Source organism: Actinopolymorpha sp. B9G3 (assembly GCF_040120725.1).
GTDB lineage: Bacteria > Actinomycetota > Actinomycetes > Propionibacteriales > Actinopolymorphaceae > Thermasporomyces.
This window is the reverse complement of record NZ_JBEEAB010000005.1, coordinates 221,907-242,958: the sequence shown is the minus strand read 5'-3', so window position 1 is coordinate 242,958 and position 21,052 is coordinate 221,907. Positions and strand designations below refer to the sequence as shown.

Sequence of the window (21,052 nt, the reverse complement as noted above, 5' to 3'; positions counted from 1 at the left end):
GGATCCGCCCCTCGCACCCGAGCCAATCCCGCCCGACGATTCCGTACCAAATGGGAGGACACCAATGCCCTCGGGCAGAGATTCGCGGTCGCCCTTCTGACAGGGGACACTGGGCCGGTGGCGAAGAAGACCGCACAACCCACACCGGCCGTCGTGGCCCTGCGTCGGGCCGGGGTGTCCTACACACTGCATCCGTACGACCACGACGCCTCGGTTCGGGCGTACGGCATGGAAGCCGCGGATGCCCTCGGCGTCTCACCGGAGAGGATCTTCAAGACCCTCCTGGGTCAGTCCGAGGACGGCCTCTGTGTCGCGGTCGTGCCGGTGAGCGCGACGCTCGACCTCAAGGCGTTGGCCGCCGAGCTGGGCCACAAGCGGATTCGCATGGCTGATCCCGCCGACGCCGAACGCGCCACCGGCTACGTCGTGGGCGGGATCAGCCCGCTTGGTGGACGGCGCCGACTGTCGACGGTCGTGGACGAGAGCGCCCTGCGGCATCCCACGCTCTACGTATCGGCCGGACGCCGTGGGCTCCAGGTCGAGCTCGCCCCGTCCGACCTGATCCGCCTCACCGACGCCCGAACAAGCCGCGTGGCAGCCGCGCCCTGACCGCCTCGCAACCCGGATCGCCCGAGGTGCCAACGCGGTCGTCAGTCAGTCGATTGCCGGCGGCTGGGTCGGAAAAGCCGATGGCGGCCGGGAGTCCCGGCCGCCATCGGGTTTCGCTTCGCCTGGTGAGCTGGGCTCGACCGGTCAGTTGACCAACACCCGGACGGTGAAGGTCCCACCGTCGGCCGTTGTCGAACCGGACACACCCAAGGCCTTGAGCGGCTCGAGGTTGCCGCGCTCTTCCTCAGGAACCGCCTGGAGATACAGCTTCTCGAGCTTGTCGAGGTCGGCGAACAGGCCGAACTGGGCGTCACTGCCGTCGGCCACCGCCGCCTTGAAGCTCTCGCTGGACCCCAGGTCACCGCCGGCGACCAGCTCGTCAGCGTATTCCTGGGTGGTGGCGATCGCGACAGCGTCAGACCCGGTCGCGCTGCCCAGTTCGATCGGGGCGCCCGTCGCCGCGATCATCTGGTCGATCTTCGGCAGCAGCGGCTTCGCCTTGGCCACATCGGTGGTGGACCTGAGCCCGACCATCGGCAGTCCGGCAGCTCCCGGTTCCGACGTTCCCGACGAACTTGAAGCGACCCCGCTCGGAATCGCGTCCTCCAGCCCACGCTCGTCGATCCCGATCGTCAGCTCCTCGCCGAGCAGGGTCACCACATCGGCGGGAAGCTTGATCCCGAACTGCTGTTCCGCCGCCCGGACGAACGAGTCGAGTTGGTCGCCCTGGCCAGCCTGCTGCACCAGCTTCTGCAGCTGCGGCCAGGCCTGCTCGAACGCTGGACCCGCGCCGGCGACGGACATGCCAACGGCGGTGGTGGCGGGAAGCTCCGCGAGCTTGATGCCCGAGGTGCTGAGCTCCGGCACATCAGCGCCACGGGAGACGGCCTTGAGCTGCAGGGCATCGGATTCGAAGCTCAGCGCACCGACGATCCGTCCGGGCGACTTGGCCGGGCCGATCGGGAGCTGCTGGAGCGCTGCCCCGTCACCGCCCAGCTCGGAGAGCTTGGCCGCGTCAGCCCAGAACGACATGACGCCCGACTCGCCGAGTGCGTCCATGTCGTCCTTGAACTGTTGCTCGTCGGCGAGCGGTGTCTCCGCTCCGGCCTTCGCGTACCTGTCTGCCTCCGCCTGCGTGTCGGCGACGATGAGATAACCGTCGACGAACGCGTAGCCTGTCTTGTCGTCGTCTGACGTCAGCTTGTCGAGGGCTGCCCTGACGGTCTCCTCGTCCTCCTTGATCTGCACGGCGGCGACCGCGTCCTCGTCCTTGCCGTCGGTGCCGGGCATGACAGCCACGCCGAGCCGGTCGCCGAGCCACGGCTCGATGTCGGTGGCGTAGTCGACGTCCTTCAGGTCCTCGTCGTCGGACTTGATCGCCTCGAACAATGCCTCGCGGAGGTCGTCACCGCTGCCGAGGCGGTCCTTGGCGTCGGGGAACTTCCGGGCGAAGCCGAGGATGTTGAGCTTCTGCTCGGTCGACGGGTTGAGGTCGACGCGGAGGTAACCCACGGCGCTGCCGGGCAGAACCTGCTCGGGCTGGCCGCCGTTGTTGCGCATCGCGGCGACCGCCCATGCGCCACCGCCGATGAACACGACGAGCACTGCAGCGAGTGCGATGATCAGCCACCGGGGTCCGCGACGCTCCGGCTCGACCGGTGGCGCGTACTGCGCACCACCAGGGTTCCAGGGTCCGCCCGGGCCACCAGGTGGCTGTCCGGGTCCGCTGGGATAGCCGCCGGGCCCGCCCTGCTCCGGTCCGCCGTAACCTGGCTGGCCCTGCTGCTGACCGTAGCCCGGCTGGCCGTACGGCTGCTGACCGTACGGCGGCTGGCCCTGCTGTGACTGACCATACTGCGGCTGACCGTAGGGCTGCTGACCCTGAGCCGGCTGACCGTACCCTTGCTGACCTCCCTGGCCGGGTCCTGGACCGTAGGGCTGCTGGCCGCCTGGTCCGGCGGGACCACCCGGCGGTGAGTAGCCGGGTCGACCAGGATCGTGCGGTGTTTGGTCGTGCGACAAGGAGGACACCCCCGAGGCGGTGCGGAATAGATGGACTGAACGAAACTAGCGCAGAGCTGGTGGTTCTTGCTGACCCGTCGGGCGACCTGTGGATAGTGACGTCGCGGAGATGCCGGCCGGCAGGTCGTCATCTAACCACCCCAGCCACGCGAGGGGTACGACGGGAGCCAGCACCGCGATCGGCCAGGCGAACAGGTAGCCGTACGCATGGAGTCGCAACGGTGCCGCCACGGTCGTGTCGACCGTCGCGGCCGGGTCCGCGGTCCAGACCACCGTGCCGTTGGCGACGAGACTTCCGGCCGCCGACGCCAGCACGGCGGCCAGGCAGGCACCGGCGATGAGCGCCACGACCATCACCACACCCTGGCGGAGGAAGAACGTCGCGAGAACGGCCCCGAGCATCAGCCCGATCACTCCTGCGAGCACGGCGTACCACGAATCCATCGCCACGAGCCGGCCGGCGTCGAGCTCACTCGCCGGGAGCGGACCCACCTGCGTCATGATCAGCTCGATGTCGGGCGCCAGCACCGCCCACGCGATCCCGCATCCGACCCCGGCGAGCGCAAGCGTGAGAACGATCACCATGCACGCCCGAAGTCGCCCCCGGTCGGGCAGAGACTCCTCAGCGGCGTGTCCGTGGGCGTCGTCGAACGCTGACCGCTCGGGCGGAATCGCCGGGCTGGGAGGAGTCGGTGTGGTCACCGGGCCAGATCCTAGAGGACTTGTGCTGAGGTCAGCTCAGGACGGGACACACCCCGGCCCGAGGAGCGCCTTCAGGTCACCCATCAGCGCAGGAGAAGGCGTGACGCGCCAACGGTCCTCGAGCCGCATCACGAGCGTCTTGCTCTCCGAGCGCAGGTGGAGATGCACATGGGTCATGCCGGGATGGGTCGAGAAGATCTCCTTGAGCCGGTCGACGATTGGAGGGGTGCAGCGTTCGCGGGCCAGTGAGATCGCGACCGGTCCGGTCTGCTGGGCGCTGATGTCGGGAAGCGACAGCTCCATCGCGATCAGCTGGGGCGTGTCGTCGCGCCGGTCGAGCCGCCCCTTGACCACCACCACCGCGTCCTCGGTGAGCTGGAGCGCGGTGAGCTGGTAGGTCGACGGGAAGAACATCACGTCGATCCCACCCTCGAGGTCCTCGAGGGTGACGATCGCCCACGGGTCGCCGCGTTTGGTCATCTTGCGCGAGATCCCGGTGATGAGACCGCCGACGGTGACGATCGACCCGTCGGGGCGTTCCTCGTCGGTCAGCAACGTGCCGATCGTGCAGTCGGACGCGCTCGCGAGCACGTGCTCGATGCCGAACAACGGATGGTCGGACACGTAGAGCCCGAGCATCTCCCGCTCGTGGGCAAGCAGGGTCTGTTTGTCCCACTCCCCGATGTCGGGCACCTGCGGTGCCATCAACGCCTCGTCGATGCCGTCGTCACTGTCGCCGAACCCGAACAGCGAGTCCTGACCGATCGCCTCCTGGCGCTTCTGGTCGACAAAGAAGTCGACGGCGTCCTCGTGCCACTGCACGAGCGCCCGGCGGCGGTGCCCCATCGAGTCGAAGGCACCCGCCTTGGCCAGCGACTCGATGACCCGCTTGTTGCAGGCGGTGGCCGGTACCTTGGCCATGAAGTCGCCCGCGTCGGTGAACCTGCCCTTGGCCTCACGGGCGGCCACGATGGCGTCGACGACGTTGTGGCCGACGTTGCGGACCGCGGTGAGGCCGAACCGGATGTCGGTGCCCACCGGGGTGAAGTTGGACGCGGACTCGTTGACGTCCGGGGGCAGCACCTTGATGCCCGACCGGCGACAGGCGTTCAGGTAGACCGCCATCTTGTCCTTGTCGTCCTGCACGCTCGTCAGCAGGGCGGCGAAATACTCGGCCGGGTAGTTGGTCTTGAGGTAGGCCGTCCAGTAGGCCACCTGCCCGTAGGCCACGGTGTGCGACTTGTTGAACGCGTAGTCGGAGAACGGCACGAGGACGTCCCACAGCGCCTTGATGGCACCGTCGGAGTAACCCCTGGAGCGCATGCCCTCGGAGAAGGGGACGAACTCCTTGTCGAGGACCTCCTTCTTCTTCTTGCCCATCGCCCGGCGCAACAGGTCTGCCTGCCCCAGGCTGTAGCCGGCGACCTCCTGCGCGATCCGCTGCACCTGCTCCTGGTAGACGATCAGGCCGTGGGTCTCGCCCAGGTGCTTCTCGCCGACCTCCCGCAGCTCGGGGTGGATCGGGATGATCTCCTGCTGGCCGTTCTTGCGGAGCGCGTAGTCGGTGTGGGCGTTGGCACCCATCGGGCCGGGCCGATAGAGCGCCAGAACCGCGGAGATGTCACCGAAGTTGTCCGGCTTCATCAGTCGCAGCAGCGAACGCATGCCGGCACCGTCCATCTGGAAGATGCCGAGGTTGTCGCCGCGGGCGAAGAGTTCGAAGGTCGGCTTGTCGTCGAGCGGGACCTCCAGCAGCTCGACTTTCTCGCCACGGCTGAACTCGATGTTCTTGACCGCGTCACTCAAGATGGTGAGGTTGCGCAGGCCCAGGAAGTCCATCTTCAAAAGGCCCAGCGTCTCGCAGGTCGGATAGTCGAACTGCGTGATGATCGCCCCGTCGGCCTCCCGCTTCATCATCGGCACGTGGTCGATCAGCGGCTCCGAGGAGAGAATCACCCCCGCGGCATGGACGCCCGTCTGGCGGATCAGGCCCTCCAACCCGCGGCCGGTGTCGATCACCTTCTTGACGTCGGGATCCTGCTCGTAGAGCGCTCGGATCTCGCCGGCGTCGTTGTAGCGCGGATGCTTGTCGTCGAAGAGGCCGGCGAGCGGGACGTCCTTGCCCATCACCGCCGGCGGCATCGCCTTGGTGATCTTGTCCCCGAGCGCGTACGGATAGCCGAGGACCCGCGAGGCGTCCTTGATCGCGGCCTTGGCCTTGATCGTGCCGAACGTCGCGATGTAGGCGACCTTGTCCTCGCCGTACTTCTCGCTGACGTAGCGGATCACCTCGCCACGCCGACGCTCGTCGAAGTCGACGTCGATGTCGGGCATCGAGACACGCTCGGGGTTGAGGAAGCGCTCGAAGATCAGGTCGTACGGAATAGGGTCGATGTCGGTGATGCCGAGCGCATAGCAGGCGAGGCTGCCGCCCGCCGAGCCGCGGGTGGTCGTGGCGATGCCGTTCTGCTTCGCCCACATGATGAAGTCAGAGACCACCAGAAGGTAGGACGGGAAGCCCATCTGGATGATGATCTTCATCTCGTACTCGACCTTCTGGCGGTAGTCCTCGGGGTAGCCGTCCGGGAACCTCCGCTCCATCCCCTTCCAGACCTGCTCGCGGAACCACGACTCCTCGGAGTGGCCCTCGGGGACGTCGAGACGCGGCATGAGGTTGCGGGTCTCGAACATCCCCGCCGTGTCGACCCGCTCCGCGATGGCCAACGTGCTGCGGCAACCGGCCTGCCACGCCTCGGAGCTGTCGATGCCCCGCATCTCCTCGGCCGGCTTGAGGTAGTAGCCCGACCCCTCGAACTGGAACGTCGGCGCCACCAGGGTCGATGCGGTCTGGACGCACAGGAGGGCGGCGTGCGCGGTCGACTCGTGCTCGTAGGTGTAGTGGGAGTCGTTGGTCACCACGAAGGACAGGTCCAGCTCCCCGGCGACCTTCTCCAGGCCGGCCCGCGCCCGCTTGTCGATGTCGATCCCGTGGTCCATCAGTTCGACGAAGAAGTTCTCCCGGCCGAAGATGTCCCGGAAGTCACCGGCCGCCTCCAGCGCTTCCTTCTCCTGGCCGAGCCGGATCTTGGTCGACACCTCGCCCGACGGGCAGCCGGTGGTGGCCATCAGGCCGGAGGAGTGTTCCGACAGCAGCTCCCGGTCGATGCGTGGCTTGCGGAAGAAGCCCTCCATCGACGCCCGGGTCTGCAGCCGGAAGAGGTTGTGCAGACCTTCGGCGTTGCGCGCCCAGATCGTCATGTGCGTGAACGCACCGGCACCGGACACGTCGTCGTCCTTCTGGTGCTGGTGACCCCACCGGACCGGCGCCTTGTGGAATCGTGACTCCGGCGCGACGTAGGCCTCGAGCCCGATGATCGGCGTGACCCCGGCCGCCTGTGCCTTGGTGAAGAAGTCGTACGCACCGTGCAGGTTGCCGTGATCGGTGATGGCGACGGCCGGCATCTGCAGGCGCTCGACCTCGGCGAACATGTCCTTGAGCTTCGCCGCGCCGTCGAGCATGGAGTATTCGGTGTGGACGTGAAGGTGCACGAACGAATCGGCCATGCTCGGATGCGCCTCCTGTTCCGCCTACGCCACAGCTCCGCCTGGAAGACCGTGGCGCGGGGCGCCGGCTGGGGAGAGAGTCCGACTCTAGGCCCACCCGCCGACAGGCCGAAGCCGCCCCGCCGAGTGGTGGTGAACCGGCTCCAACCATCACGCCGATTTCCCTGTGCTGGTGACGTTTCGTGCCTCAGGTGACGCGTTCGGTATCAGCACGGGCCTGGTCGAGTGCACCCGCGAGATCATCGGGATAGGGCGAGGCGAACTCCACCCACGCGCCCGACCCGGGGTGCTCGAACCCCAGCCGATGCGCGTGGAGCCACTGGCGGTCGACGCCCAGGCGGCGAGCCAGGACCGGATCCGCGCCGTAGGTGAGATCGCCGACGCACGGATGGCGGATGGCACTCATGTGCACCCGGATCTGGTGCGTACGCCCGGTCTCGAGCCGGATCTCGAGCAGCGACGCATGCCGCAGTGCTTCCAGCGTCTCGTAGTGGGTAACCGCCGGTTTGCCTCCCGCCACGACCGCCCACTTGTAGTCATGGGTGGGGTGCCGGTCCACGGGAGCCTCGATCGTGCCGCGGGACGGGTCGGGATGGCCCTGGACGAGCGCGTGGTAGATCTTGTCGACCCGGCGCTCCTTGAACGCCCACTTGAGCGCGGAGTAGGCACGCTCGGACTTCGCGACCACCATCAGGCCGCTGGTGCCGACGTCGAGCCGGTGGACGACGCCCTGCCGCTCGGCCGCGCCGGACGTGGCGACCCGGAACCCGGCAGCCGCGAGATGCCCGACGACGGTCGGGCCACGCCAGCCCGGGCTCGGGTGCGCGGCGACACCGATCGGCTTGTCGACCACCACGAGGTCCGGGTCGTCGTGCACGATCCGCATGCCCTCGACCGTCGCGGGTGCGACCGGCGGCTGCGGCGCCGGCAGCTCCACCTCGAGCCAGGCGCCTGCCCACACCCGCGCGGACTTCATCGCCGGCGAGCCGTCGAGCTGGACCTGTCCGTGCTCGACCAGCTCGGCGGCTTTGGTACGCGAGAGGCCGAACAGCCGCGCCAGCGCCGCGTCGAGACGTTCACCTTCGAGGCCGTCGGGGACCGGGAGGCTCCGGCGGTCGCCCATGGCCGGTGTGGCACTCACTCCGCGCCCCCGGTCGGCTTGTCCCCGGCGGACGCCCGCTCGATCGTGCCGTCCCACCGCCGACCACGCAGAGCCATCAGGATGATCAACGCAGCCGCGGCGCAGATCGAACTGTCGGCGAGGTTGAACACCGGCCAGTGCGGCAGTGCGAGGAAGTCGACGACGTGACCACGCAGGAAACCCGGTTCGCGGAAGACGCGGTCGGACAGGTTGCCCAGCGCGCCACCGAGCAACAGCCCGAACGCGACCGCCCACGCCGTGCTCGCGAGCGTCCGCGACAACCGGATCACCACCGCGGCGACGCCGAGCGCGACGAGCGACAGGACGACGGTGTAGCCCTCCGCCAGCCCGAACGCGGCGCCGGGGTTGCGTACCAGCCGCAACGTCAGCAGGCCACCCCACAGCGAAACCGGGTCGCGGTCGGACAGGTAGGCCGTCGCGGCGATCTTGGTGAGTACGTCCGCGACGAGGACGACGGAGGCCACCGACGCAAAGAGGACGATTCGTCGTCGCCTCAGCTGATCATCGACCTCGGCCGCGTCGTTCAGCGACGCTCTTCCCTCTGTTTGCATGACACGCACAGTGTCGCACGCGGGAATGCGAGCAACCGAGCCTTCCCGATGGGGTTGCCGCAGCCCTCGCAGATGCCGTACGTACCGTTCCTGATCCGGCCCATCGCCCGCTCGGTCTGCGCCAGCATGTCGCGGGTGTTGGCGGCGAGGGACATCTCGTGCTCGCGTTCGAACGTCTTCGAGCCCGCATCGGCCTGGTCGTCACCCGCGCCGTCCCCGCTGTCACGGAGCAGGTCGGCGAGTTCGACGGCGGCCGAGTCGAGTTCGGTGCGCAGCCGGTCCGCCTCGGCCCGAAGCTGGAGGTAGAGCTCTTCGAGCTCCGCCTCCGACCACGGCTCCTCGTCGGCGCGGACCTTCAGGGTGGGCGCACGTTCGGCGAGGTCCGCACCGGTCTCGGCGGTCCTCGGGCGCGTCGCCTTCTTCGCAGGTGCCTTCGCGGGAGCCTTCGTCGGCACCGTCTTCTTGGCCGGAGCCTTCTTCGCGGAAGCCTTCGTCGGCACCGTGTCCTTGGCCGGGGCCTTCTTCGCGGAAGCCTTCGTCGGCACCGTCTTCTTGGCCGGAGCCTTCTTCGCGGAAGCCTTCGTCGGCACCGTGTCCTTGGCCGGAGCCTTCTTCGCCGCGGCCTTCTTCACGGGAGCCTTCTTCGCCGGAGCCTTCTTCGCCGGAGCCTTCTTGGCCGGAGTCTTCTTGGCCGGAGCCCTCCCCGCGGTCGCCTTCCGGGTCACCGCGTTCCGGCCGGGCGTGTCGCTCCTCGCGGCGTGCGGACGCCCCAGCTGGCCGTCGTGCGTGACCATCAGCGACCTCCGAGTTCGCTCCGGGTCGGCCGCCGGTCCGCCAGATCACCGGAGTCCCGACCGGAGAGCAGGCGCACCAGGCGTTCCTCGACGTCGGGCGCTGCCACCTCGAAGATCTTGTCCCGGCTCCGCTGTCCGGAAACCAGGCTGACCCGCCGCGCTGGTACGCCGAAAGCCGCCGCGAGCGCCGCTCCGGCCGCGTCGCTCGCCCGACCATCGACCGCGGGTGCGGTGACCGAGACGACCAGGGACGGACCGTTGCGTCCGGTGTACGTACCTCCGACCGAGGTACGCCGTGCACCCGGTTTGACCCGGACCGCGATCCGTTTCGACGACTCCATCCAGACAGTGTGCAACGCCGCCGTCGATCACCCCACCGGCATCGGAGTTCTAAGATGGCGGGCCGAATGTGGACCATCCCAAGACCGGAGTACCGGTGACCAATCACGACAACCCGGGCGATTCCCGCGCCTACCGTGCCGTCGAGCCGCAGGTCGACCTGCCCACACTTGATCACGAGATCCTCGCGTTCTGGCACGAGCGGGGCATCTTCGACAAGTCGCTCGCGCAGACCGAAGATGCGCCTCCGTGGACCTTCTACGAGGGCCCGCCGACCGCCAACGGCATGCCCGGCGCCCACCACGTAGAGGCCCGCGTCTTCAAGGACCTGTTCCCGCGCTTCCAGACCATGCGGGGCCGGCACGTCGAACGCCGGGCGGGCTGGGACTGCCACGGCCTGCCCGTCGAGGTCGCGACGGAGAAGGAGCTGGGCATCTCGGGCAAGCAGCAGATCGAGGACTACGGCATAGCCGAGTTCAACGCCGCCTGCCGGGCCTCTGTCGAACGCTACGTGGGTGCCTTCACCGAACTGACCGAACGCATGGGCTACTGGGTCGACATGTCCCAGGCGTACTGGACGATGAACCCGGCGTACGTCGAGAGCGTCTGGTGGTCCCTCAAGCAGATCTTCGACAAGGGCCTGCTGGTCCGCGACTACCGCATCAGCCCCTACTGTCCCCGGTGCGGCACGGCCCTGTCCGACCACGAGCTCGGCCAGCCCGACGTCTACCAGACCGTGGCCGACCCGTCGGTCTACGTCCGGATGCCCCTCACGTCCGGCCCGCTGGCAGGCACCGACGACAAGCCGGGCGCGGCACTTCTCGTCTGGACCACGACACCGTGGACGCTCGTGTCCAACACCGCGGTCGCGGTCCACCCCGACGTCGACTACGTAGCGGCGACGGACGGCGACGAGACGCTGGTCGTCGCCGAAGGACTCCTGCCGGTCCTTGGTGAGGGGTGGGAGGTCACCGCCCGGTTCCGTGGCGCGGACATGGAGCGCTGGACCTATCGCCGGCCGTTCGCGCTCGTCTCGTTCCCGGCCGGCGCCGACGGTGCGGTGCCCGACACCGCGTACGTCGTGGTCGACCCGTACGTCACCACCGAGGACGGCACCGGGCTCGTCCACCAGGCACCGGCGTTCGGTGAGGACGACTACCGCGTGGCCAAGGCGTACGGCCTGCCCGTCGTCAACCCGGTCCGGCCCGACGGCACCTTCGAGCCCGACCTCGCACTCGTCGGCGGGGAGTTCTTCAAGGCCGCCGACCCGGCCCTGGTCGCCGACCTCGACGCCCGCGGCGTCCTGTTCCGCGGCGAGACCTACGAACACAGCTACCCGCACTGCTGGCGATGCCACACGCCGCTGCTCTACTACGCCCTCCCGTCGTGGTTCATCCGTACGACCGCGATCCAGGACGAACTGCTCGCCGAGAACGAAGGCACGAACTGGTACCCCGACACCATCAAGCACGGCCGCTACGGCGAATGGCTGCGAACCAACGTCGACTGGGCGCTGTCCCGGAACCGCTACTGGGGCACTCCGCTGCCGATCTGGACCTGCCCCGACGGACACCACACCTGCGTGGGCTCACTCGCGGAGCTGGGTGAGCTGGCGGGGCGGGACCTGTCCGACCTGGACCCGCACAGGCCGTTCGTCGACGAGGTCACCTTCGCCTGCCCGGCGAGTGTGGACAGCGCCTCCTGTGACGCGACCGCCGAGCGGGTCAAGGAAGTCATCGACGCGTGGTACGACTCGGGAGCGATGCCGTTCGCCCAGTGGGGCTACCCCTACACCGAGGGTTCGCGGGAGAAGTTCGCGCAGGCCTACCCCGCGCAGTTCATCTGCGAGGCCGTCGACCAGACCCGCGGCTGGTTCTACTCGCTGATGGCCGTGGGTTCACTGGTCTTCGCCCGTTCGTCGTACGAGAACGTCGTCTGCCTCGGCCTCATCCTCGCCGAGGACGGCCGGAAGATGAGCAAACATCTCGGCAACGTCCTCGAGCCGATCCCGTTGATCGAGCGGCACGGAGCCGACGCGGTGCGGTGGTTCATGGCCTGCTCGGGCTCACCGTGGTCGGCGCGGCGGGTGGGTGACGCGACGATCCAGGAGGTCGTCCGCAAGGTCATCCTCACCTACTGGAACTCTGTCGCGTTCCATACCCTCTACGCCCGTCTCGCTGGCTGGGCTCCCGCCTGCGGGACTCCGGCAGGCGGGAGTAGTCGCGTAGGTGGAGCGAGCGGGGCCGAGGGTGGTGCCGACGCCGTGCTCGACCGCTGGTTGCGCTCGGAGACCCATCGCCTGGTCCGGGATGTCAGCGCCGCCTTCGGCCACTTCGACACCCAGCGGATCGGCCAGCTCCTGGCCGCGTTCGTCGATGACGTGTCGAACTGGTACGTACGCAGGTCACGACGGCGGTTCTGGTCCGGCGACCCGGCGGCGCTCGCCACCCTGCACGAGTCGTTGGAGCTGCTCACCCGCCTCCTGGCGCCTCTCACCCCGTTCGTCACCGAACACGTCTGGCAGCGCCTCGTCCGACCGGTCACCCCGGACGCGCCGGAGTCGGTGCACCTCGCGGGGTGGCCGGCCGCCGACGAGGCGGCGATCGACGACGAGCTCGCCGGCCACGTCACCCTCGCCCGCCGGGTCGTCGAACTCGGCCGGGCCGCCCGGGCCGAGGCGAAGGTCCGGACCCGGCAACCCCTTCGCCGGGCACTCGTCGGCGCCACCGGATGGACGACCCTGCCGGAGTCGCTGCGTCGGGAGGTGGCCGAGGAGCTCAACGTGCTCGACCTGCAGGGGCTCTCCGACATGGCCGGCGACCTCGTGGACTACGCCGTCAAGCCGAACTTCCGCGCACTCGGCAAGCGGTTCGGCAAGTACACACCACGGATCGCCGCAGCGGTGAGCTCCGCGGACCCCGGTCGGCTGGTCGCGCAGCTGCGTGACCAGGACCATGCCTACGTCGACGTCGATGGCGAGCAGGTGCGGCTGGATCCGTCCGAGGTGCTCACGTCGGAACGCCCGAGGGAAGGCTGGGCCGTCGCCAACGCCTACGGCGAGACCGTGGCCCTCGACCTCACGGTCACCGACGAGCTACGCCGGGCCGGCACCGCCCGCGAGATCGTCCGCCTGATGCAGGAGGCGCGCAAGAACGCCGGGCTGCAGGTGAGTGACCGGATCGCCCTCACCTGGTCCGCCTCGGATCCCGAGACGGCGGCCGCGTTGCGCGAGCACGAGGCGTTCATCGCCGACGAGGTGCTCGCCGGCCAGATCGGTGAAGGTAAGCCTGCGGAGGCCGACGAGGACCTCGCGGCTGGTGAAGCGGAGAACCTCGGCCTGTCGTTCTGGTTCCGCCGCGCCTGAGGCCGCGGAAACGACCTGACGATGCGTGCCATTCCCCACGATGCGCGGCCGATTCGCCGTGCATCGTAGGGAATGATCACGCATACACGTGATCATTCCCCACGGTTCGAGCAGACGAGAAGGCCCGGGACGCCTGAGACGTCCCGGGCCTTCTCTTGATCTCTTAGAGCGAGGACTCGTCGTCGTCCTCGAGCAGTGCGTTGAGGCGCGGTGTACCGCCGCCACCTCCGGAGGCGACCCGCTCGCCGCGCTCCATGCGTTCGCCACCGGCCGCCATCGCCGCCGGCTTGTGCGAGTTGATCGACCGCGGCCCGTTGGCGTCGGACTGCGGTGACACGCCGTTCTCGACGCTGCCCTGACCGGCGAGCAGACGCAACTGGCTCTCGAAGTAGGCCTTGAGCCGGCTGCGGTACTGGCGCTCGTAGGTACGGAGCTCGTCGACCTCGCGCTGCAGCCGCGTCTTCTCCTTGTCGAGCTGACCGAACAGCTGGTTGCGCTTCTCGTTGGTCTCGCGCTCCAACTGCTCCGACTTCGCCCGCGCCTCGGACTCCAGCCGGCTGGCCAGGCCACGCGCCTCGTTCTCCAGCCGCTCGGAACGGGCCCGGGCGTCGGAGAGGATCCGGTTGGCCTGCTCCTTGCTCTCGGCCACGAGCTGGTCGGCGTTCTGCGTGGCGATCTCCAACAGACGGGCCGCGGCGGTGGACGCCTCGGCGACGCTCTGCGGACCGGCCGCCGGCTGCTGCCGCACCTGCGGATGCACCGGCTCGTGCTGCTCGGGGACGGGCTGCTTCGCGTAGGGCGCACCCTCGCCCCGCTGGGCCGCGGCCAGCTTCTGGCGCAGGTCCTCGTTCTCGTGGTTCAGCCGCTCCAGTTCCGACTCGACCTCGTCGAGGAACTGATCGACCTCGCCCATGTCGTAGCCCTCCCGCAAGCGGACGGGCGTGAAGCGCTTATTGCGCACGTCCTCGGGTGTCAACGGCATGACCTCACCTCAGGCTCGCAGGACTTGACAATGTGGTTCGGAGCAACCGTACCCGGTTTGAGTGGCAAAGACCGAGGGGGCTCCACAAAGGACGGTATTTCGTTCAGTTCGTCACCGTGAGTACAAGCGCCTGAAGTACGTAAATGATGACGATCAGGAGCAGGAAGGACAGATCCAAGGCAAAGCCGCCCAACCTCAGCGGAGGGATTACGCGGCGTAGCGCCTTCAGGGGTGGATCGGTGACGGTGTAGACGCCCTCGAGCGCCACCAGGAGGATGCCGCTCGGCTCCCAGGACCGGGCGAAGAACTGCACCCAGTCGACCACCAACCGGACAAACAAGAACACCAGAAAGATCCACAGGATCACGTAGATCAGCTGGCCGACGATCTGCACGTGCGCTCCTCGGGGTCGCCCATCGGTGAACTGTCGACCCTATCTCCGATTCGAGGCAGGCCCGACCGGGTGGGAAACCGTTCGGCGACCGGTCGGCGCACGCTCGCATCGGCAGACAGCCGCCGCGCTAGCTCTGGTTGAAGAACCCGGCCTCGGCGATCCGCTCCTTGTCCTCGGCCCGGACCTTGACGTTGGCGGGCGAGAGCAGGAAGACCTTGGCGGTGACGCGTTCGATGCTGCCGTGGAGTCCGAAGATGAGCCCGGCGGCGAAGTCGACCAACCGCTTGGCGTCGGAGTCGTCCATGCCGGTCAGGTTCATGATCACCGGGGTGCCGTCACGGAAGTGCTCGCCGATGAGACGCGCGTCGTTGTAGGTGCGCGGATGGAGTGTGGTGATCCGCGACGCCGGAACCTCCGGCGCTACCTGTACACGCCGCCGGTCGGGGAAGGCCGCGACATTGCCCGGGCGTTCGTCGTGCACGGACTGCGACTCGCCCGCGTGGGACTCCCGCTCTTCTGTGTCGTAGTCGCCCTCATAGGCAGGGTCGTACTCGTCGTCGTAGCGGCCTTGGTCCTCAACGAGACCGAGATACACCGCGACTTTGCGCATCGCGCCGGCCATCTGACCTCTCGCCTTCTGCGTTTCAGCTTCGACGGGACGAACCTGTGCTGGTGCCCCACGTGCAGAGGATCCAGCCTCATCACGAGGCTCCGTCCGCGCCGACGCTACCTGTTGGAGGGCCGCACACCTAGTAACCCGCGCCCAACGCGTACGTGTGTCGCGCCGGCGGCGACCGCTTGCTCCAGGTCGTCGCTCATTCCGGCCGAGATCCAGGTCGCGTCGGCGTGTCGCGCCCGGATGCTCGCGGCCACCTCGGCAAGCCGCGCGAACGCCGCTGCGGGGTCACCGTCCAGCGGTGCCACGGCCATCACCCCGCCGAGCCGGAGTAACGGCGATCCGGCGATCTGGTCGGCCAGGTCGGAGACCTCGGCGGGATCGGCGCCACCGCGCCCGGGGCGGTCGTCCAGGCGTACCTGCACCAGGCACCGGAGCGGCTGGTCCACACCACCCACATCCGGGTCGACCGACTGATCGTGCCCCGGCTCGCGGTGTCGCTGGACAGCACGATCGAGAGCCCGCACCAACTCGGGCCGGTCGACCGATTGGACGACCGTGGCATACGTGACGACCGAGCGCGCCTTGTTGGTCTGCAGTTGGCCGACGAAGTGCCAGGTCAGATCCAGATCGGCGCAGGCGGCGGCCTTGCCCCGTGCCTCCTGGTCCCGACTCTCGCCGATGTCACGGACGCCGAGTTCGGCGAGCAGGCGTACGTCCGAAGCCGGAAAGGTCTTGGTGACCGCGACGAGCGAGACCTCCGCCGGATCCCGACCACACTGTGAGCAGGCGTTCACGATCCTGTCGCGGACGCCTTGAAGACCTGTCGCGATCTGCGCGCGCCGGACGTCCTCTGCCGGCCGGCCGCCATGGCCGGGGGCGGTGACGGGCTGGGGTCTCGGCCCGCGGTGAGTCATCCGCTACTTGAGGAAGTCGGGGATGTCGAGGTCATCGTCGTCAGTGACCGGACGGCGCGGTGGACGGGCCGTCGTCGGGGTGAACGGCTTGCTCGCCGCGGGCGAGTCGGTCTGCTGAGGACCGCCGTCACGGGTCGCCTGGTCATTGCTTCCGGCCGGGCGGGACTGCTGGCTGTTGCCCAGTAGGCGCTGGCGGAGTTCCTGGGTCTGCGCCGCGAGGTCGCTCCGCGGCGACCGCGCCTGTGCCGGTGTCGCAGCGGAAGTCTGCTCGTCAGCATGCGGCTGTCCTGGCCGGCCGGCCACCGGACCGGGTGCCGCCGGAGTGCCGCCGCTGCCGGGCCGTCCGGCGTAGCCGCTCGACGACGAGCCAGTCGCCGGCCGCTCACCTCCGCCGTTGGACAGCGGGCTTGGCTCCGGCCGTGCGGGCTCGCCGGGCCGACGGGGTTGGCCGTAGGCCGGTCCGCCCGGCAAGGCCGTCGGTCCGGGCCTCCCGCCCGATCCGCTCCCTTGCCCGACGGCTCCGGCCTGCTGGGCGCCACGTCGCCGCGGCATCCCGCCGTCGAAGCCCGCCGCGATCACCGTGACGCGGACCTCGTCGCCGAGACCATCGTCGATGACGGCACCGAAGATGATGTTGGACTCGGCGTGTGCGGCTTGGGAGACGAGCTGGGCGGCTTCGTTGATCTCGAACAGGCCGAGGTCGGAGCCACCCGCGATGGACAGCAGCACGCCGTGTGCACCGTCGATCGATGCCTCGAGCAACGGGCTGGAGATCGCCATCTCCGCGGCTGCGACAGAGCGGTTCTCCCCACGCGCGGAACCGATGCCCATGAGCGCCGACCCGGCGTTGGACATCACGCTCTTGACGTCGGCGAAGTCGAGGTTGATCAGGCCCGGCGTGGTGATGAGGTCGGTGATGCCGGAGACACCTTGGAGCAGCACCTGGTCGGCCTGCTTGAACGCGTCGAGCACGCTGACCTGGCGGTCGCTGATGGAGAGCAACCGGTCGTTGGGGATCACGATCAGAGTGTCGACCTCGTCGCGGAGGGCGTTGATTCCCTCCTCGGCCTGGGTGGCGCGTTTCTTGCCCTCGAAGGCGAACGGCCTCGTGACCACGCCGATCGTCAACGCCCCGAGCGACCGCGCGATCCGCGCGACCACGGGTGCACCGCCGGTGCCGGTGCCGCCACCTTCGCCGGCGGTGACGAACACCATGTCGGCGCCCTTGAGTACCTCCTCGATGTCCTCGGAGTGGTCCTCGGCGGCCTTGCTTCCCACGTCGGGGTTGGCGCCGGCGCCTAGCCCTCGGGTGAGTTCTCGACCGATGTCGAGCTTGACGTCGGCATCGCTCATCAGGAGCGCCTGCGCGTCGGTGTTGATCGCGATGAACTCGACGCCCTTGAGGCCGACCTCGATCATCCGGTTGACCGCGTTGACACCTCCGCCGCCGATACCGACGACCTTGATGACCGCGAGGTAGTTCTGCGGTGCCGCCACGACGCTCGCCTCTCAATAGACATCTCTAGATCGGGTCGCCCTATAACCCTCACCCTCTAGTTCAGGGTTATAGTTATGTCAACCTCGCCTTGAGCAGCAAGGTACGCAACGCCTCGGAAGCTATTCAACGCAACACGCCGGCATGACGGCCACGCGCCTCGCCGGGGTGTGGTCTCCGAGTCAGGTTCTCGTTGTCGGAAAGCCCGGAACGCTGACGTCATAGACCTTCGCACGCTGCTTCAGAAGGGCAGCGAGGACCCGCGCTTTGCTACGGGAGTCGTCGGCGCTCCCCCACATCACGGTGACGCCCCGGTCGAGGTGAAGGGTCACCGAGTCGACGGTCCTCACCCGTACCGTCTCGACCCTTCGGCGCAGTTCCGCCGGAAGCGCTGCTGCCACCTGTGCCCCGGCCTGCCTGAGACCAGCCACCCGCTCCGGATCCGACTCCCTGGCAGCCGTCTGGATCGTCACGAACCTCGTCCGCATCCCTTCGGCGGTGCGGAAGGCTACGCCCTCGGCGTCGACGACCCGGGGAACGCTGCCGTCACGCCACACCGCGACCGGCGTCCGGCAGGTGGCCTCGATCCGGACCTCGTGCGGCCAGGAACGCTCGACCGACGCCCCCTTGACCGCCGGCAGGGCCGCGACCCGCTTGCGTACGGCGTCGAGGTCGATGCGCGCCAAAGGCCGCCCCAGAGGAACGGCGGCGGACGACAGGACCTCAGCCCTGGAAAGCCCCGAGGCCGGAGTCAAGCCACCGACCACGACGGTCCGTGCGTCGAACAGCGTCGAGAAGCCGAACGCCCAGACGGCAAGCCCGGCCAGGACCACGACGGACGCCAGGACCAGTGCCGGACTGAGACGCAGCAACCGGCGCGACCACTGCCGGCGGGCGAACTTGCGGGCCGACGACGCGGACACGGTCGCCGCCGCGCCCGCGGGCGGCGTCCGCGCCGTCGTTCTGGATCTCGTGGGCCGGGACGGCACGGTCATCGGGCTGCGCCTGGCTCGCTTTCTTCCTCGAGTCGCTCACCGACGAGTTCCAGTACCTCGGGCCCGATGAGCGCCACGTCAGGCGCTCCGAGGGTCAGCACCAGATCGCCCGACCGCACGCGTTCGGCCACCCGGATGGGAGCCGCCGACCACGAGCGTTCGTAGACGATCCGCTCGGGCGGCAGCGGGATGTGCGGGATGATCAACGCGCCGGTGATGCCGGGGATCGGATCGTCACCGGTCGGGTCCATCACGATGACCTCGTCGGCGAGGCCGAGGGCCTCACCCAACTCCCGGAAGAAGAACTGCGTCCGCGTGTGCCGCAACGGCCGGAAGCACACGATCACCCGTCCCTCACCGGCGGCGCCCCGGGCGGCGCGAAGGTTGACGAGCATCTCGGTCGGATGGTGGCCGTAGTCGTCGTAGATCCGCACACCGCCCGCCGTGCCCTTGTACTCGAACCGGCGCCGCGTTCCCGCGTAGCTCGACAGGCCCTCCCGGAGGTCACTCGACGGGAAACCGAGGCCGATCGCGGCGGCGTAGGCGGCAGCGGCGTTCCAGGTGTGGTGCCGGCCGGCGACGTGGACGTCGATCGTGCCCTGGCGGCGGCCGTGGACGACGAGCTCGAACGTCGAACCGAGCGGGCGTACGGCCACGTTGTCGATGCGGACGTCGGCGTCGGTGGCCTCGCCGTAGGTGCGGACGTCGACGCCACGGGCCCGGGCGGCCTCCGCCACCCGGCGGGCGCCCGGATCGTCCACGCACGCGACCAGGAACCCACCCGGCACGATGCACTCGACGAACTGGTCGAACGCCTGGTGGTAGTCGTCCGGCGTCTCGTACATGTCGAGATGGTCGGGATCGACGTTGGTGATGACCGCGACCTCGGGTGAGTACTGCAGAAACGCCCGGTCGGACTCGTCGGCCTCCACCACGAAGATGTCCCCGGTGCCGTCGTGGGCGTTGGTCCCCGTGTCGTTGAAGTTGCCACCGATCGCGAACGACGGGTCAGCGCCGCAGTGCTGGAGCGCCACCGCAAGCATCGACGACGTGGTCGTCTTGCCGTGGGCACCCGACACCGCGGCGACCCGGCGTCCGTCCATCACCGCCGACAGCGCCGCCGCCCGCGAATAGAGCAGCAGCCCACGCCGTCGCGCTTCGACGACCTCGGGGTTGTTCTCCTTGATGGCCGTCGAGATCACCAGCGTGTCGGCACCCTCGACCTGGGCGGGGTCATGCCCGACGAAACAGGTCGCGCCGAGGGCGCGAAGGGCGGTGAGCGCGCGGGAGTCCTTGGCGTCGCTGCCACTCACCGTCATGCCGCGGGCGAGCATGATGCGGGCGATGCCCGACAATCCGGCGCCACCGATCCCCACGAAATGAACGTGACCCAGCTTCTCCGCCGGTACCAGCTCCGGTGGTGGTGGAACGATCACAGGCCTTCCTTTCCGGCGTTCCCGTGCGTGCTGGTGGCAACCGAGCGGACCAGCTCGGCCAGCCGGTCATCGGCGTCCGCGGGCACCAGGTCGTGCGCGACCTTGGCCATCGCGGCCAGCCGGCCCGCGTCGGTGACAAGACCGACGACGTGCTGTCCCACCCATTCGGGGGTGAGGTCCGCGTCGTCGACGAGTACCGCGCCTCCGGCGTCGACGACAGGTTGCGCGTTGTACCGCTGTTCGCCGTTGCCGACCGGGTAAGGCACGAAGACGGCGGGCAACCCGACCACCGCGAGCTCGGTCACCGTGTTGGCTCCAGCCCGGGAGATCACCGCGTCCGCGGCAGCATAGGCCAGTTCCATCCGTTCGATGTAGGGCACCACGACGTAGGGCGGGCTCCCGGCCGGGCTTTCCGGCCGGATGTCGTGTCCCGCACCAGTCGCATGCAGGACCTGTACCCCTGCCGCGCCCAGACTCGCCGCGGCCCCGGCCACGGCCTGGTTCAGGCGTACGGCGCCCTGGGATCCGCCCGTCACGAGCAGGGTCGGCCGGTCGGGATCGAGGCCGAACGCCGCCCTCGCCTCCGCCCGGAGCGCAGACCGGTCCAGCGTCGTGATCTCACGCCGGACGGGCAGCCCCACGAAGGCCGCATGGCGAAGGGGCGTCCCCGGAAAGCTCACAGCCACATGAGAGGTGACGAACCGGGCCGCGAATCGGTTGGCTATGCCGGGTCGGGCGTTCTGTTCGTGGACCACGACCGGTTTGCGCAGCCGGCGGGCCGCGAGATAGGCCGGCATGGCGACGTAGCCGCCAAGGCCGACCACGACGTCCGCGTCCACCCGCGAGATCACACCGGCGGCGGCGCGCACGGCACCGGCGAGTCGGCCGGGGACCGTGAGGAGTCGCGGCGTCAACTCCCGCGGGAGCGGCACCCGGGGGATCACGGCGAGTTCGTGCCCGGCGGCGGGGATCAGCCGCGCCTCCAGGCCCTCCTCCGTACCGAGGAAGGTGAGACCCACATCGGGATCAGCCCGGCGGAGTGCGGCCGCCAGGGCGAGTGCCGGACTGATGTGGCCGGCACTGCCGCCACCGGCGAGAACGATGTGCACG

General features: G+C 68.9%; 17 protein-coding genes. 2 read left to right on the top strand and 15 right to left on the bottom strand.

Features of this window, described 5'->3' with window-relative positions; all coding sequences use genetic code 11:
- Positions 1-117 precede the first annotated feature (117 nt).
- Entirely contained in the window at positions 118-609 is a 492-nt protein-coding gene (gene ybaK / locus ABNF93_RS11705; protein ID WP_349327971.1) for a Cys-tRNA(Pro) deacylase, read from the top strand.
- A 144-nt stretch (positions 610-753) separates the two neighbouring features.
- On the opposite strand, the gene ABNF93_RS11700 is transcribed toward ybaK, so the two are convergent.
- From ABNF93_RS11700 to ABNF93_RS11670, 7 genes are all read right to left on the bottom strand, one after another.
- Positions 754-2,631 (bottom strand): DUF3352 domain-containing protein, encoded by a 1,878-nt coding sequence (locus ABNF93_RS11700; protein WP_349327970.1) that lies wholly within the window; start codon positions 2,629-2,631, stop codon positions 754-756.
- Between the two features lie 45 nt (positions 2,632-2,676).
- Positions 2,677-3,333, bottom strand: a complete 657-nt coding sequence (locus ABNF93_RS11695) for a hypothetical protein (protein ID WP_349327969.1) — start codon at positions 3,331-3,333, stop codon at positions 2,677-2,679.
- 36 nt (positions 3,334-3,369) lie between these two features.
- Positions 3,370-6,897, bottom strand: a complete 3,528-nt coding sequence (gene dnaE / locus ABNF93_RS11690; RefSeq protein ID WP_349327968.1) for a DNA polymerase III subunit alpha — start codon at positions 6,895-6,897, stop codon at positions 3,370-3,372.
- A gap of 187 nt (positions 6,898-7,084) precedes the next feature.
- Complete coding sequence (locus ABNF93_RS11685; RefSeq protein ID WP_349328119.1) at positions 7,085-8,020, bottom strand: RluA family pseudouridine synthase; 936 nt, start codon at positions 8,018-8,020, stop codon at positions 7,085-7,087.
- Between the two features lie 14 nt (positions 8,021-8,034).
- Entirely contained in the window at positions 8,035-8,610 is a 576-nt protein-coding gene (gene lspA, locus ABNF93_RS11680) for a signal peptidase II (RefSeq protein ID WP_349327967.1), read from the bottom strand.
- A complete protein-coding gene (locus tag ABNF93_RS11675; RefSeq protein ID WP_349327966.1) occupies positions 8,583-9,404 on the bottom strand; it encodes a TraR/DksA family transcriptional regulator in 822 nt (273 codons plus the stop codon). The genes lspA and ABNF93_RS11675 overlap by 28 nt, the downstream gene beginning before the upstream one ends.
- Positions 9,404-9,745, bottom strand: a complete 342-nt coding sequence (locus tag ABNF93_RS11670; RefSeq protein ID WP_349327965.1) for a DUF167 domain-containing protein — start codon at positions 9,743-9,745, stop codon at positions 9,404-9,406. The genes ABNF93_RS11675 and ABNF93_RS11670 overlap by 1 nt, the downstream gene beginning before the upstream one ends.
- A gap of 95 nt (positions 9,746-9,840) precedes the next feature.
- Here ABNF93_RS11670 and ileS point away from each other — a divergent pair, with 95 nt between their 5' ends.
- The gene (gene ileS / locus ABNF93_RS11665; RefSeq protein WP_349327964.1) at positions 9,841-13,107 is read left to right on the top strand and encodes an isoleucine--tRNA ligase; all 3,267 of its coding nucleotides are present in this window, start codon (positions 9,841-9,843) and stop codon (positions 13,105-13,107) included.
- A 163-nt stretch (positions 13,108-13,270) separates the two neighbouring features.
- Here the strand turns inward: ileS and ABNF93_RS11660 are convergent, their stop codons facing one another.
- The 8 genes from ABNF93_RS11660 to murG form a co-directional block, all read right to left on the bottom strand.
- Positions 13,271-14,089 (bottom strand): DivIVA domain-containing protein, encoded by an 819-nt coding sequence (locus ABNF93_RS11660; protein ID WP_349327963.1) that lies wholly within the window; start codon positions 14,087-14,089, stop codon positions 13,271-13,273.
- A 103-nt stretch (positions 14,090-14,192) separates the two neighbouring features.
- A complete protein-coding gene (locus tag ABNF93_RS11655; RefSeq protein WP_349327962.1) occupies positions 14,193-14,483 on the bottom strand; it encodes a YggT family protein in 291 nt (96 codons plus the stop codon).
- 127 nt (positions 14,484-14,610) lie between these two features.
- Positions 14,611-15,105 carry a cell division protein SepF gene (locus tag ABNF93_RS11650; protein ID WP_349327961.1) on the bottom strand — a complete coding sequence of 165 codons (495 nt, stop codon included), beginning with the start codon at positions 15,103-15,105 and terminating at the stop codon, positions 14,611-14,613.
- Positions 15,106-15,209: 104 nt separating this feature from the next.
- Positions 15,210-15,932, bottom strand: a complete 723-nt coding sequence (locus ABNF93_RS11645) for a YggS family pyridoxal phosphate-dependent enzyme (protein WP_349328118.1) — start codon at positions 15,930-15,932, stop codon at positions 15,210-15,212.
- Between the two features lie 87 nt (positions 15,933-16,019).
- The gene (ftsZ, locus tag ABNF93_RS11640; protein WP_349327960.1) at positions 16,020-17,513 is read right to left on the bottom strand and encodes a cell division protein FtsZ; all 1,494 of its coding nucleotides are present in this window, start codon (positions 17,511-17,513) and stop codon (positions 16,020-16,022) included.
- A 180-nt stretch (positions 17,514-17,693) separates the two neighbouring features.
- Positions 17,694-18,506, bottom strand: coding sequence for a cell division protein FtsQ/DivIB (locus ABNF93_RS11635; protein WP_349327959.1), 813 nt, complete (start codon positions 18,504-18,506; stop codon positions 17,694-17,696).
- A complete protein-coding gene (gene murC, locus ABNF93_RS11630; protein ID WP_349327958.1) occupies positions 18,503-19,942 on the bottom strand; it encodes a UDP-N-acetylmuramate--L-alanine ligase in 1,440 nt (479 codons plus the stop codon). Before murC ends, ABNF93_RS11635 begins: the two co-directional genes overlap by 4 nt.
- On the bottom strand, positions 19,939-21,051 hold the full coding sequence (murG, locus tag ABNF93_RS11625; protein WP_349327957.1) for an undecaprenyldiphospho-muramoylpentapeptide beta-N-acetylglucosaminyltransferase: 1,113 nt from the start codon (positions 21,049-21,051) through the stop codon (positions 19,939-19,941). The genes murC and murG overlap by 4 nt, the downstream gene beginning before the upstream one ends.
- Between the last annotated feature and the right edge of the window lies 1 nt (position 21,052).

Coding starts and splice junctions, on each gene's coding strand:
- dnaE (WP_349327968.1), bottom strand. CDS start 6,897: ATGGCCGATTCGTTCGTGCACCTTCACGTCCACACCGAATACTCCATG.
- ABNF93_RS11685 (WP_349328119.1), bottom strand. CDS start 8,020: ATGGGCGACCGCCGGAGCCTCCCGGTCCCCGACGGCCTCGAAGGTGAA.
- lspA (WP_349327967.1), bottom strand. CDS start 8,610: ATGCAAACAGAGGGAAGAGCGTCGCTGAACGACGCGGCCGAGGTCGAT.
- ABNF93_RS11675 (WP_349327966.1), bottom strand. CDS start 9,404: ATGGTCACGCACGACGGCCAGCTGGGGCGTCCGCACGCCGCGAGGAGC.
- ABNF93_RS11670 (WP_349327965.1), bottom strand. CDS start 9,745: ATGGAGTCGTCGAAACGGATCGCGGTCCGGGTCAAACCGGGTGCACGG.
- ABNF93_RS11660 (WP_349327963.1), bottom strand. CDS start 14,089: ATGCCGTTGACACCCGAGGACGTGCGCAATAAGCGCTTCACGCCCGTC.
- ABNF93_RS11650 (WP_349327961.1), bottom strand. CDS start 15,105: ATGGCCGGCGCGATGCGCAAAGTCGCGGTGTATCTCGGTCTCGTTGAG.
- ABNF93_RS11635 (WP_349327959.1), bottom strand. CDS start 18,506: ATGACCGTGCCGTCCCGGCCCACGAGATCCAGAACGACGGCGCGGACG.